The sequence below is a fragment of the Escherichia sp. WS33 genome (genome assembly GCF_046486385.1).
Lineage (GTDB): Bacteria > Pseudomonadota > Gammaproteobacteria > Enterobacterales > Enterobacteriaceae > ECMA0423.
Window position 1 is genome coordinate 191,606 of the sequence record NZ_JBJQLJ010000002.1, and the last position, 13,602, is coordinate 205,207.

A 13,602-nucleotide genomic window follows, 5' to 3' on the forward strand; every position below is an offset into this window, starting at 1 on the left:
ATGGATGTTACCGCAAAATACGAATTGATTGGGCTGATGGCCTATCCTATCCGCCACAGTTTATCGCCTGAAATGCAGAATAAAGCCTTAGAAAAAGCGGGATTGCCATTTACCTATATGGCCTTTGAAGTGGATAACGATAGTTTTCCCGGAGCAATTGAAGGATTAAAAGCCCTCAAAATGCGCGGAACTGGTATATCAATGCCGAACAAACAACTGGCGTGTGAATATGTTGATGAATTAACGCCAGCAGCCAAACTGGTGGGTGCCATCAACACCATCGTTAATGATGATGGTTACCTGCGCGGCTATAACACCGACGGCACGGGCCATATTCGAGCCATTAAAGAGAGCGGTTTTGATATCAAAGGCAAAACAATGGTGCTGTTAGGGGCCGGAGGTGCCTCAACGGCGATTGGCGCGCAGGGGGCAATTGAAGGTTTAAAAGAAATTAAACTCTTTAACCGTCGGGATGAGTTCTTCGATAAAGCCCTCGCCTTCGCGCAGCGGGTTAACGAAAACACCGATTGTGTCGTCACGGTTACCGATCTCGCCGATCAGCAAGCCTTTGCTGAAGCCCTGGCTTCCGCCGACATTTTAACCAATGGCACAAAAGTGGGTATGAAACCCCTTGAGAATGAATCATTAGTTAATGATATCAGTCTGTTACATCCGGGACTGCTGGTCACTGAATGCGTGTATAACCCGCATATGACGAAGTTATTGCAGCAGGCGCAACAAGCTGGTTGCAAAACGATTGATGGATACGGCATGTTGTTGTGGCAAGGGGCTGAACAGTTCACGTTATGGACTGGCAAAGATTTCCCTCTGGAATATGTTAAACAGGTCATGGGGTTCGGTGCCTGACAGGCTGACCGCGTGCAGAAAGGGTAAAAAATGAAAACCGTAACTGTAAAAGATCTCGTCATTGGTACGGGCGCACCTAAAATCATCGTCTCGCTGATGGCGAAAGATATCGCCCGCGTGAAATCCGAAGCTCTCGCCTATCGTGAAGCGGACTTTGATATTCTGGAATGGCGTGTGGACCACTTTGCCGACCTCTCCAATGTGGAGTCTGTCATGGCGGCGGCAAAAATTCTCCGTGAAACCATGCCAGAAAAACCGCTGCTGTTTACCTTCCGCAGTGCCAAAGAAGGCGGCGAGCAGGCGATTTCCACCGAGGCTTATATTGCTCTCAATCGTGCAGCCATCGACAGCGGCCTGGTTGATATGATCGATCTGGAGTTATTTACCGGCGATGATCAGGTTAAAGAAACCGTCGCCTACGCCCACGCGCATGATGTGAAAGTTGTCATGTCCAACCATGACTTCCATAAAACGCCGGAAGCCGAAGAAATCATTGCCCGTCTGCGCAAAATGCAGTCCTTCGACGCCGATATTCCTAAGATTGCGCTGATGCCGCAAAGTACCAGCGATGTGCTGACGTTGCTTACCGCGACCCTGGAGATGCAGGAGCAGTATGCCGATCGTCCAATCATCACGATGTCGATGGCAAAAACTGGCGTAATTTCTCGTCTGGCTGGTGAAGTATTTGGCTCGGCGGCAACTTTTGGTGCGGTAAAAAAAGCCTCTGCACCAGGGCAAATCTCGGTAAATGATTTACGCACGGTATTAACTATTTTACACCAGGCATAAGCAATAATATTTCGGCGGGAACACCCTCCCCGCCGAACTTAAAAAATATATTTAACCGTATTTAATAAAAATATTTCGTGAGTCTCTGTGCGCTAATTCTCCATCTGGCGTAGGGAAAATCACATCTGAATCAGGAATTAACAATGAAACCTGTAAAACCACCTCGTATTAATGGACGAGTGCCGGTCCTGTCGGCACAGGAAGCGGTGAATTATATTCCCGACGAAGCAACACTTTGTGTGTTAGGCGCTGGCGGCGGTATTCTGGAAGCCACCACGTTAATTACTGCTCTTGCTGATAAATATAAACAGACTCAAACGCCACGTAATTTATCGATTATTAGTCCAACAGGGCTTGGCGATCGCGCCGACCGCGGTATTAGTCCTCTGGCGCAAGAAGGTCTGGTGAAATGGGCATTATGTGGTCACTGGGGACAATCGCCGCGTATTTCTGAACTCGCAGAACAAAATAAAATTATTGCTTATAACTATCCACAAGGTGTACTTACACAAACCTTACGCGCCGCCGCAGCCCACCAGCCTGGTATTATTAGTGATATTGGCATCGGGACATTTGTCGATCCACGCCAGCAAGGCGGCAAACTGAATGAAGTCACGAAAGAAGACCTGATTAAACTGGTCGAGTTTGATAACAAAGAATATCTCTATTACAAAGCGATTGCGCCAGATATCGCCTTCATTCGCGCTACCACCTGCGACAGTGAAGGCTACGCCACTTTTGAAGATGAGGTGATGTATCTCGACGCATTGGTTATTGCCCAGGCGGTGCACAATAACGGCGGTATTGTGATGATGCAGGTGCAGAAAATGGTTAAGAAAGCCACGCTGCATCCTAAATCTGTCCGTATTCCGGGTTATCTGGTGGATATTGTGGTGGTCGATCCGGATCAAAGCCAACTGTATGGCGGTGCGCCGGTTAACCGTTTTATTTCTGGTGACTTCACCCTTGATGACAGCACCAAACTTAGCCTGCCCCTAAACCAACGTAAATTAGTTGCGCGGCGTGCATTATTCGAAATGCGTAAAGGCGCGGTGGGGAATGTCGGCGTCGGTATTGCTGACGGTATTGGCCTGGTCGCCCGGGAAGAAGGTTGTGCTGATGACTTTATTCTGACGGTAGAAACAGGTCCGATTGGCGGAATTACTTCACAGGGTATCGCCTTTGGCGCGAACGTGAATACCCGCGCCATTCTGGATATGACGTCCCAGTTTGATTTTTATCACGGTGGTGGTCTGGATGTTTGTTATTTGAGTTTTGCTGAAGTCGACCAGCACGGTAACGTCGGCGTGCATAAATTCAATGGCAAAATCATGGGTACCGGTGGATTTATTGATATCAGTGCCACCTCGAAGAAAATTATTTTCTGCGGCACGTTAACTGCGGGCAGTTTAAAAACAGAAATTGCCGATGGCAAATTGCATATCGTCCAGGAAGGACGGGTAAATAAATTTATTCGGGAACTACCGGAAATTACTTTTAGCGGAAAAATCGCGCTCGAACGGGGACTGGATGTTCGTTACATCACCGAACGTGCTGTATTCACGCTGAAAGAAGACGGCCTGCATTTAATCGAAATCGCCCCTGGCGTCGATTTACAAAAAGATATTCTCGACAAAATGGACTTCACCCCAGTGATTTCGCCAGAACTCAAACTGATGGACGAAAGATTATTTATCGATGCGGCGATGGGTTTTGTCCTGCCTGAAGCGGCTCATTAACAGGAGTATAATGATGGATTTTTCTTTAACTGAAGAACAAGAACTGCTGCTGGCCAGTATTCGCGAACTGATTACGACTAACTTTCCGGAAGAGTATTTCCGCACCTGCGATCAAAACGGGACATATCCGCGTGAGTTTATGCGGGCGCTGGCGGATAACGGTATTTCCATGCTTGGCGTGCCGGAAGAATTTGGTGGTATCCCTGCGGATTACGTCACCCAAATGCTGGCGCTGATGGAAGTGTCAAAATGCGGTGCTCCGGCATTTTTGATCACCAACGGTCAATGTATTCACAGTATGCGCCGTTTCGGTTCTGCAGAGCAGCTACGTAAAACGGCAGAAAGCACCCTGGAAACGGGTGATCCCGCCTATGCCCTGGCGTTGACGGAACCAGGTGCTGGCTCAGATAACAACAGTGCCACTACCACTTACACGCGTAAAAACGGCAAGGTCTACATCAACGGACAAAAAACCTTTATTACCGGTGCGAAAGAGTACCCGTATATGCTGGTGTTGGCGCGCGATCCGCAACCGAAAGATCCCAAAAAAGCCTTCACCCTGTGGTGGGTCGACTCCAGTAAGCCCGGCATTAAGATTAACCCGCTGCATAAAATCGGCTGGCATATGCTCAGCACCTGCGAAGTCTATCTCGACAACGTGGAGGTTGAAGAGAGCGACATGGTGGGCGAAGAAGGAATGGGTTTCCTCAATGTGATGTACAACTTTGAGATGGAGCGCCTGATCAACGCCGCGCGCAGCACCGGCTTTGCCGAATGCGCCTTTGAAGATGCCGCCCGCTATGCCAACCAACGTATCGCTTTTGGTAAGCCCATTGGTCATAACCAGATGATCCAGGAAAAACTGGCGCTGATGGCGATTAAGATCGACAACATGCGCAACATGGTGCTGAAAGTGGCATGGCAAGCCGATCAGCATCAGTCACTGCGCACCAGCGCGGCGCTGGCAAAACTGTATTGCGCACGTACCGCAATGGAAGTCATTGATGATGCGATTCAAATCATGGGCGGTCTGGGCTATACCGATGAAGCGCGCGTCTCCCGCTTCTGGCGTGATGTCCGTTGTGAACGTATCGGCGGCGGTACAGACGAAATTATGATTTACGTAGCAGGTCGGCAGATCCTGAAAGACTATCAGAACAAATAATCTGCAGGCGGCGCAGCTTCTTAACAAACTGCGCCGCCAGATTTATCCAACAAGACTTACCGGTTGAGGAAATTCAGATAGGATTTCTTGTTCCGCAAAACAGTTTTTAAATTGTCTACGGTAATCGCTGGGCGAACAACCGACATGGCGCAAAAACAGTTTGGCAAAGTGATCGACATTTTCATAACCCACACGCCAGGAGATCTCTGCCTGTGATAATTCAGTATTAGTGAGTGACCATTTTGCTTCCGTCATACGCCGTTGAATAACATAGTTAATAGGGGAAATACGATACTCTTTGGTAAATTCATGGCAAATATAACTGACGCTGGCACGAAATTTTTTCGATAACTGTTCTAAAGTGATTTTTTCGCGATAATTATTATTCAGATAGAAAAGAATATCTTTTATCAGAACATCTTTTTTAATATACCCCTGCTCCGAACGATAAGCATTTTTAAAATTTTCGTAGTAAAGAATGGCTAACGTATAGGCAAATGCATCCCATAACGAAGATGTTTGGCTATTTTTACTTTGCGGCAAAATCACACTTAGCTCATTAAATAAGGTTTTTATGACTTCTTTTCCCTGCCCCGCGGCAATTACCGGACAAGAATGCGGTTGCAGTAGCTGATTTTCCTCAGCCCCCTGAAACTGAAAGCCGTACAGCGCACAGGTACACGTCGTTGCCGGATCGTTAACGTCAGAGGCCACCGCATGCAGCCTGCCGCGTTCTATCACCACTATATCATCGGCATGTGCGACATATAACGATGAATCGATGGTAAACCTTGCTACCCCTTTCTTGACGTAAATCAGCTCGGTTTCATTGTCATGAACGTGATGTCCAGACTCCCATTTTGGATCATCGCTAATTGCAAAACGTGAAAGCCGTGGCGTTTTACCGGCGACAAACAGCGTTTCACTGGCATTATCAAAACAGCGTTGATACATGACAACCTCCCTATTCCATGAGCAAGCAAAAACAATATATGCCGGATAAAATACGGCGTGTATTGCGGTTATACAACCGCGTTTAGCGAGAGCTAAACAAGATTATTTACACTGAATGCAAGATTGTACGGTCATGGAATAACTATATTGCCGCAAATTGCACTTTTGTTTTAGCGATCGCATTTTTTTTGCAAGATTGTTGGCAAGGAAAACAGCTTGCTCCGTCGAAAACCCCGCACCGCTATCGCACACTATTTTCAGGCCATTTTTACCTTCCATCGGAGATGGTTCCGTATGCGACTCACAGGAGAAATCATGAAAATAATAACCTGCTTTAAGCTGGTGCCTGAAGAACAGGACATTGTTGTCACTCCAGAATACACCCTGAATTTCGACAATGCCGACGCCAAAATCAGCCAGTTCGATCTCAATGCCATTGAAGCTGCAAGCCAGCTCGCAACAGATGACGATGAGATAGCCGCGCTGACCGTTGGCGGCTCATTGTTGCAGAACTCGAAAGTGCGCAAAGACGTGCTATCCCGCGGGCCGCACAGCCTGTATTTGGTGCAGGATGCGCAACTTGAACATGCACTGCCTCTCGATACCGCAAAAGCGCTGGCGGCAGCAGTTGAAAAGATCGGCTTCGATTTACTGATCTTTGGTGAAGGTTCCGGCGACCTTTATGCCCAGCAGGCTGGCTTGCTGGTCGGAGAAATTCTGCAACTTCCGGTGATTAATGCAGTGAGTGCTATTCAGCGTCAGGGCAATACACTGGTGATTGAACGCACGCTTGAAGATGATGTTGAAGTTATTGAACTCTCTGTTCCAGCCGTGCTCTGCGTCACCTCCGATATTAACGTGCCACGCATTCCTTCGATGAAAGCCATTCTCGGCGCGGGTAAAAAACCGGTAAATCAGTGGCAGGCAAGTGATATTGACTGGAGCCAGAGCGCGCCACTTGCTGAACTGGTCGGCATTCGCGTACCGCCGCAAACAGAACGTAAGCACATCATTATCGATAACGATTCGCCGGAGGCCATTGCCGAGCTGGCGGAACATCTGAAGAAAGCCCTGAACTGAAGCCTACGGAGAAGAAACGATGAGTCAATTAAACAGCGTCTGGGTCTTTAGCGATAATCCTGAACGTTATGCTGAACTGTTTGGCGGCGCTCAGCAATGGGGCCAACAGGTGTATGCCATTGTACAAAATACCGACCAGGCGCAGGCAGTTATGCCTTATGGTCCAAAATGTATTTATGTTCTTGAGCAAAACGACGCGCTGCAACGCACTGAAAATTACGCCGAAAGCATTGCTGCCCTGCTGAAAGATAAACACCCCGCTATGTTGCTGTTGGCCGCGACGAAACGTGGTAAAGCTCTGGCAGCACGGTTAAGTGTGCAACTGAATGCGGCGCTGGTGAACGATGCCACGGCGGTGGATATTATCGATGGTCACATTTGCGCCGAACACCGGATGTATGGCGGGTTAGCGTTCGCTCAGGAAAAGATCAACAGCCCGCTGGCGATCATTACCCTTGCACCCGGTGTTCAGGAACCGTGCACCAGTGATACCTCTCATCAGTGCCCGACAGAAACGGTACCTTATGTTGCTCCGCGTCATGAAATTCTCTGTCGCGAACGCCGTGCGAAAGCCGCAAGCAGCGTGGACCTGAGCAAAGCAAAACGTGTGGTTGGCGTCGGTCGTGGTCTGGCGGCGCAGGATGACCTGAAAATGGTCCACGAACTGGCGGCGGTGCTGAATGCTGAAGTCGGCTGTTCACGTCCAATTGCCGAAGGCGAGAACTGGATGGAGCGTGAACGTTATATCGGTGTCTCCGGCGTGTTGCTGAAATCCGATCTCTACCTGACGCTGGGGATCTCCGGGCAGATCCAGCATATGGTTGGCGGCAACGGCGCAAAAGTGATTGTCGCCATCAATAAAGATAAAAATGCGCCAATCTTCAATTATGCCGACTACGGTCTGGTGGGCGATATCTACAAAGTCGTCCCTGCCCTGATTAGCCAGTTGAGCCGCTAATTCCCCTTTCAACCACATCTCCCGCTGTAAACGCAGCGGGAAGGGAGCATAACGCATGTCGGAAGACAAATTTGATGCCATTGTGGTCGGTGCGGGCGTTGCTGGTAGCGTTGCCGCACTGGTCATGGCGCGAGCCGGGCTGGATGTCCTGGTGATAGAACGCGGCGACAGTGCCGGATGTAAAAACATGACCGGCGGGCGTCTTTATGCCCACACACTTGAAGCAATCATTCCAGGCTTTGCAGTATCAGCGCCGGTAGAACGCAAGGTCACACGCGAGAAAATCTCCTTCTTAACCGAAGAAAGCGCCGTTACCCTCGATTTTCACCGCGAGCAACCAGATGTTCCGCAACACGCATCTTATACCGTATTGCGTAATCGTCTGGACCCGTGGTTGATGGAACAAGCCGAGCAGGCGGGCGCGCAGTTTATCCCAGGCGTTCGCGTCGATGCGCTGGTTCGTGAAGGAAACAAGGTCACTGGCGTGCAGGCTGGGGATGATATTCTCGAAGCGAATGTGGTGATTCTGGCTGATGGCGTTAACTCGATGCTTGGCCGCTCGCTGGGAATGGTTCCCGCTTCCGATCCGCATCATTACGCTGTTGGTGTTAAAGAGGTTATTGGCCTCACACCAGAACAGATCAACGATCGCTTTAATATTACGGGCGAGGAAGGTGCCGCCTGGCTGTTTGCCGGTTCCCCTTCTGACGGCCTGATGGGCGGGGGATTTCTCTATACCAACAAGGATTCCATATCCTTGGGGCTGGTTTGTGGATTGGGTGATATCGCCCATACGCAAAAAAGCGTGCCGCAAATGCTGGAAGATTTTAAACAACACCCCGCCATTCGCCCACTAATTAGCGGCGGCAAACTGCTTGAATATTCCGCGCATATGGTGCCAGAAGGCGGTCTGGCAATGGTGCCGCAGATGGTTAACGATGGCGTGATGATCGTTGGTGACGCCGCAGGCTTCTGCCTGAATTTGGGTTTTACAGTTCGTGGCATGGATTTAGCCATTGCATCGGCTCAGGCTGCCGCCACAACGGTGATCGCCGCCAAAGAACGCGAGGATTTCTCCGCCAGCAGTCTGGCGCAATACAAACGTGAGCTGGAACAAAGCTGCGTCATGCGCGATATGCAGCATTTCCGCAAGATCCCGGCGCTGATGGAAAACCCGCGCCTGTTTAGCCAATACCCACGAATGGTCGCCGACATCATGAACGAGATGTTCACCATTGACGGCAAACCAAACCAGCCGGTACGCAAAATGATCATGGGACATGCGAAGAAAATTGGGCTGATCAACTTGCTGAAAGATGGCATTAAGGGAGCAACCGCGCTATGAGCCAGAACGCTACGGTTAACGTCGACATCAAATTAGGCGTCAATAAATTCCATGTTGATGAGGGCCACCCGCATATCATTCTGGCGGCAAATCCCGATATCAATGAATTCCGTAAATTAATGAAAGCCTGCCCTGCCGGACTTTATAAGCAGGATGACGCCGGCAACATTCATTTTGATTCTGCCGGTTGTCTGGAGTGCGGCACCTGTCGGGTGCTGTGCGGTAACACTATTCTCGAACAGTGGCAATATCCCGCAGGCACCTTCGGTATTGATTTTCGCTACGGCTAATCATGCATCCCACAGGCCCGCATCTCGGGCCTGATGTTCTGTTTCGAGAGTCCAACATGAAAGTGACATTAACGTTCAACGAACAACGTCGTGCGGCGTATCGTCAGCAAGGGCTATGGGGCGATGCTTCGCTGGCCGATTACTGGCAGCAGACCGCTCGTGCGATGCCAGACAAAATTGCCGTGGTCGATAATCATGGTGCATCGTACACCTATAGCGCGCTCGATCACGCCGCGAGCTGTCTGGCAAACTGGATGTTAGCGAAGGGTATTGAATCAGGCGATCGCATCGCATTTCAACTGCCTGGCTGGTGTGAATTTACCGTTATCTATCTTGCCTGCCTGAAAATCGGTGCGGTTTCCGTGCCGCTGTTGCCTTCCTGGCGGGAAGCAGAACTGGTGTGGGTGCTCAATAAGTGTCAGGCAAAAATGTTCTTTGCACCGACGTTGTTTAAACAAACGCGCCCGGTAGATTTAATCCTGCCGCTGCAAAATCAGCTTCCACAACTACAACAAATTGTCGGCGTGGACAAACTGGCTCCCGCCACCTCTTCCCTCTCATTAAGTCAGATTATCGCCGACAATACCCCACTGACCACGGCGATAACGACCCACGGCGATGAATTAGCTGCGGTGCTGTTTACCTCCGGAACCGAGGGTCTGCCAAAGGGCGTGATGCTAACGCATAACAATATTCTCGCCAGTGAGCGGGCTTATTGCGCGCGGCTGAATCTGACCTGGCAGGATGTCTTTATGATGCCTGCGCCACTCGGCCACGCAACGGGCTTTCTGCATGGCGTAACGGCACCATTCTTAATTGGCGCTCGCAGCGTGTTGTTAGATATTTTCACTCCTGATGCGTGTCTCGCGCTGCTTGAGCAGCAGCGTTGCACCTGTATGCTAGGCGCAACGCCGTTTGTCTATGATCTTTTGAATGTACTAGAGAAACAACCCGCGGACCTGTCAGCGCTGCGTTTCTTTCTTTGCGGCGGAACCACAATCCCCAAAAAAGTGGCGCGTGAATGCCAGCAGCTCGGCATTAAATTATTAAGTGTTTATGGTTCCACAGAAAGTTCGCCGCATGCGGTGGTGAATCTCGATGATCCTTTGTCGCGCTTTATGCACACCGATGGTTACGCTGCCGCAGGTGTAGAGATTAAAGTGGTCGATGACGCACGCAAGACCTTACCGCCAGGTTGCGAAGGTGAAGAAGCCTCGCGTGGCCCCAATGTGTTTATGGGATATTTTGATGAACCTGAATTAACCGCCCGTGCGCTGGATGAAGAAGGCTGGTATTACAGCGGCGATCTCTGCCGTATGGATGAGGCTGGCTATATAAAAATTACCGGACGCAAAAAAGATATTATTGTCCGCGGCGGCGAAAATATTAGCAGCCGTGAAGTGGAAGATATTTTATTGCAGCATCCTAAAATTCACGATGCCTGTGTGGTTGCAATGCCCGATGAACGTTTAGGTGAACGATCATGCGCTTATGTCGTGCTGAAAGCGCCGCATCATTCATTATCGCTGGAAGAGGTGGTGGCTTTTTTTAGCCGTAAACGGGTTGCAAAATATAAATATCCTGAACATATCGTGGTAATCGAAAAACTACCGCGCACTGCCTCAGGTAAAATACAAAAGTTTTTGTTAAGAAAAGATATTATGCGGCGATTAACGCAGGATGTCTGTGAAGAGATTGAATAAGTTTTATCTTCGGGGATCACATAAACCCGGCGACTGAACGCCGCCGGGATTTATTTTATTTCTTCAGTTCAGCCAGGCTTAACCAGGTTTGCACCACGGTGTCCGGGTTCAGAGACAGGCTATCGATCCCCTCTTCCATCAACCATGCGGCAAAGTCTTCATGGTCGGACGGACCCTGACCGCAAATCCCGACATATTTGCCCTGTTTCTTCGCGGCACGGATAGCCATCGACAGCAATGCTTTCACCGCATCGTTGCGCTCATCGAACAATTCAGACACCACGCCGGAGTCACGATCCAGACCGAGCGCCAGCTGTGTCATATCGTTTGAGCCAATTGAGAAGCCGTCGAAATATTCGAGGAACTGCTCTGCCAGCAAGGCGTTGGACGGAATTTCACACATCATGATGATTTTCAGCCCGTTCTCGCCACGTTTCAGCCCCTGACGCGCCAGTTCTTCAACCACCGCTTTCGCCTGATCTACGGTACGCACGAACGGGATCATGATCTCAACGTTGGTCAGCCCCATGTCGTTGCGCACTCGTTTCACTGCTTCACACTCCAGCGCGAAGCAGTCGCGGAAGCTGTCGGAAACATAGCGGCCCGCGCCACGGAAGCCGAGCATCGGGTTCTCTTCATCTGGCTCGTAACGCTCACCACCGACCAGGTTGGCATATTCGTTCGATTTAAAATCAGAGAGACGGACAATGACGCGCTTCGGATAAAACGCGGCACCCAGCGTCGCGATCCCTTCAGTCAGACGACCAACGTAAAATTCACGCGGAGAATCAAAACCTTTCATCATCTCGCGGATTTCGTTTTGCAACTGCGGTTCCTGATCGTCAAACTCAAGCAGTGCGCGTGGGTGGACGCCAATCATACGGTTGATGATAAATTCCAGACGCGCAAGGCCCACGCCTTCGTTCGGCAGGCAGGCGAAGTCGAAAGCACGGTCCGGGTTACCGACGTTCATCATCACTTTCAACGGCAGATCCGGCATCGTTTCTACGCTGGAGCTTTTCACGCTAAATTCCAGCAACTCCGCATAGACGTAACCGGTATCACCTTCGGCACAAGAAACAGTGACGTTCTCACCGTCTTTCATCCGTTCTGTTGCATCACCACAGCCCACTACCGCCGGAATGCCCAGTTCACGAGCGATGATCGCCGCGTGACAGGTACGACCGCCACGGTTGGTGACGATGGCAGATGCTTTCTTCATGATCGGTTCCCAGTCCGGGTCGGTCATGTCAGTGACCAGCACGTCGCCAGGTTCGATGCGGTTCATTTCGCTGATGTCATGGATGACTTTCACCGGACCCGCGCCGATGCGATGACCGATAGCACGGCCTTCGGCGATAATCTTACCCTGTGAATGCAGCGTATAACGCTCCATGACCTGACCGCGTGAGCGCACGGTTTCCGGACGCGCCTGCACAATGAACAGTTTGCCGGTGTGGCCATCTTTCGCCCACTCAATATCCATCGGGCGACCGTAGTGTTTCTCAATTTGTACGGCCTGTTTTGCCAGTTCCTGCACTTCTTCGTTGGTCAGCGAGAAGATGTCACGCTGTTCCTGCGGTACGTCTTCGATTTTAACCTGCTTGCCGTGCTCCTGGGTCGGCGCGTAAACCATGCGGATTTTTTTCGACCCCATGGTGCGACGCACGATAGCCGGGCGATTCGCTGCAAGTGTCGGTTTATGGACGTAAAACTCATCCGGGTTAACCGCGCCCTGCACGACCATTTCACCAAGGCCCCATGCGGAAGTGATAAACACCACCTGGTCAAAGCCGGATTCGGTATCAATGGAGAACATCACGCCAGAAGATGCGAGGTCAGAGCGCACCATCCGTTGAACACCGGCGGAGAGCGCCACGCCACGGTGATCGTAACCCTGGTGCACACGATAAGAGATGGCGCGATCGTTAAACAGAGAAGCAAATACATGTTTCACTGCCACGAGAACGGCGTCAAAACCCTGAACGTTGAGGAAGGTTTCCTGCTGACCGGCAAAGGAAGCGTCCGGCATATCTTCTGCAGTAGCGGAGGAGCGCACCGCAAAAGAGGCGTTTTCGTCATCGGCGGAAAGCTGTGCATAAGCTTCGCGGATGGCATTTTCCAGCTCAGGCTGGAAGGGAGTGTCGATAATCCACTGGCGGATTTGCGCGCCCGCTTTCGCAAGCTGGGTAACATCGTCAATATCCGTTTTATCCAGCAGTTCATAAATGCGCTGGTTTACGCCGCTTTGGTCCAGAAACTGGTTAAACGCGTCGGCGGTTGTGGCGAAACCATTCGGAACGGAAACACCCATTCCGGAAAGGTTAGTAATCATTTCACCCAGGGAGGCATTTTTGCCCCCAACCCTGTCTACATCATTCATGCCGAGTTGGTTATACCAAAGCACCAGCGGTGACGAGCCATTGTTGGACATCGAACAATCCTTTTGTGATAAATGAACGGTTTGAGAAACACATTTCTGCGCATTTATCTTTGCATATTTAACCGGATGAAAAAAACGGTGAATCGTTCAAGCAAATATATTTTTTTACTTTTTAAGACTGATCCCAGCGTTGCGCAAACCTGCTCTATTCGACAATTTCCACATAAACCATCGGTATAAACGAAACCATAAAAATGAAATGCTGTTTTCATAAAAAATAAAATTGAAGGTTCATTTTATAAACCAGACATTACGTCCTACGCTTCTGT

General features: G+C 50.2%; 11 protein-coding genes. 9 read left to right on the plus strand and 2 right to left on the minus strand.

The features are described 5' to 3' along the window. The 4 genes from ydiB (at window position 1) to ACJHXA_RS03010 (ending at window position 4,560) form a co-directional block, all read left to right on the plus strand. A complete protein-coding gene (gene ydiB, locus ACJHXA_RS02995) occupies window positions 1-867 on the plus strand; it encodes a quinate/shikimate dehydrogenase (RefSeq protein WP_000383460.1) in 867 nt (288 codons plus the stop codon). A gap of 30 nt (window positions 868-897) precedes the next feature. Beyond that, window positions 898-1,656, plus strand: a complete 759-nt coding sequence (aroD, locus tag ACJHXA_RS03000) for a type I 3-dehydroquinate dehydratase (protein ID WP_000860182.1) — start codon at window positions 898-900, stop codon at window positions 1,654-1,656. Between the two features lie 143 nt (window positions 1,657-1,799). Beyond that, window positions 1,800-3,395: an acyl CoA:acetate/3-ketoacid CoA transferase gene (locus ACJHXA_RS03005; protein ID WP_000805691.1), complete on the plus strand. Its 1,596-nt coding sequence runs from the start codon at window positions 1,800-1,802 to the stop codon at window positions 3,393-3,395. A gap of 13 nt (window positions 3,396-3,408) precedes the next feature. After that, the gene (locus tag ACJHXA_RS03010) at window positions 3,409-4,560 is read left to right on the plus strand and encodes an acyl-CoA dehydrogenase (RefSeq protein WP_000347850.1); all 1,152 of its coding nucleotides are present in this window, start codon (window positions 3,409-3,411) and stop codon (window positions 4,558-4,560) included. Window positions 4,561-4,602: 42 nt separating this feature from the next. On the opposite strand, the gene ACJHXA_RS03015 is transcribed toward ACJHXA_RS03010, so the two are convergent. After that, window positions 4,603-5,514: an AraC family transcriptional regulator gene (locus ACJHXA_RS03015; protein ID WP_000284819.1), complete on the minus strand. Its 912-nt coding sequence runs from the start codon at window positions 5,512-5,514 to the stop codon at window positions 4,603-4,605. Between the two features lie 315 nt (window positions 5,515-5,829). Between ACJHXA_RS03015 and ACJHXA_RS03020 the strand changes: the two genes are divergently transcribed. Genes ACJHXA_RS03020 through fadK form a run of 5 tightly spaced genes read left to right on the plus strand, consistent with a single transcriptional unit; the run spans window position 5,830 to window position 10,890 of the window. After that, window positions 5,830-6,594 carry an electron transfer flavoprotein gene (locus ACJHXA_RS03020; protein WP_000692145.1) on the plus strand — a complete coding sequence of 255 codons (765 nt, stop codon included), beginning with the start codon at window positions 5,830-5,832 and terminating at the stop codon, window positions 6,592-6,594. Between the two features lie 19 nt (window positions 6,595-6,613). Continuing rightward, window positions 6,614-7,552: an electron transfer flavoprotein subunit alpha gene (locus ACJHXA_RS03025; RefSeq protein WP_000080691.1), complete on the plus strand. Its 939-nt coding sequence runs from the start codon at window positions 6,614-6,616 to the stop codon at window positions 7,550-7,552. Window positions 7,553-7,607: 55 nt separating this feature from the next. After that, entirely contained in the window at window positions 7,608-8,897 is a 1,290-nt protein-coding gene (locus ACJHXA_RS03030; protein WP_001287819.1) for an FAD-dependent oxidoreductase, read from the plus strand. After that, window positions 8,894-9,187, plus strand: a complete 294-nt coding sequence (locus ACJHXA_RS03035) for a ferredoxin family protein (RefSeq protein WP_000081071.1) — start codon at window positions 8,894-8,896, stop codon at window positions 9,185-9,187. Before ACJHXA_RS03030 ends, ACJHXA_RS03035 begins: the two co-directional genes overlap by 4 nt. A gap of 56 nt (window positions 9,188-9,243) precedes the next feature. Then, a complete protein-coding gene (fadK, locus tag ACJHXA_RS03040) occupies window positions 9,244-10,890 on the plus strand; it encodes a medium-chain fatty-acid--CoA ligase (RefSeq protein WP_001297385.1) in 1,647 nt (548 codons plus the stop codon). Between the two features lie 55 nt (window positions 10,891-10,945). Here the strand turns inward: fadK and ppsA are convergent, their stop codons facing one another. Next, window positions 10,946-13,324 (minus strand): phosphoenolpyruvate synthase, encoded by a 2,379-nt coding sequence (ppsA, locus tag ACJHXA_RS03045; protein ID WP_000069375.1) that lies wholly within the window; start codon window positions 13,322-13,324, stop codon window positions 10,946-10,948. Between the last annotated feature and the right edge of the window lie 278 nt (window positions 13,325-13,602).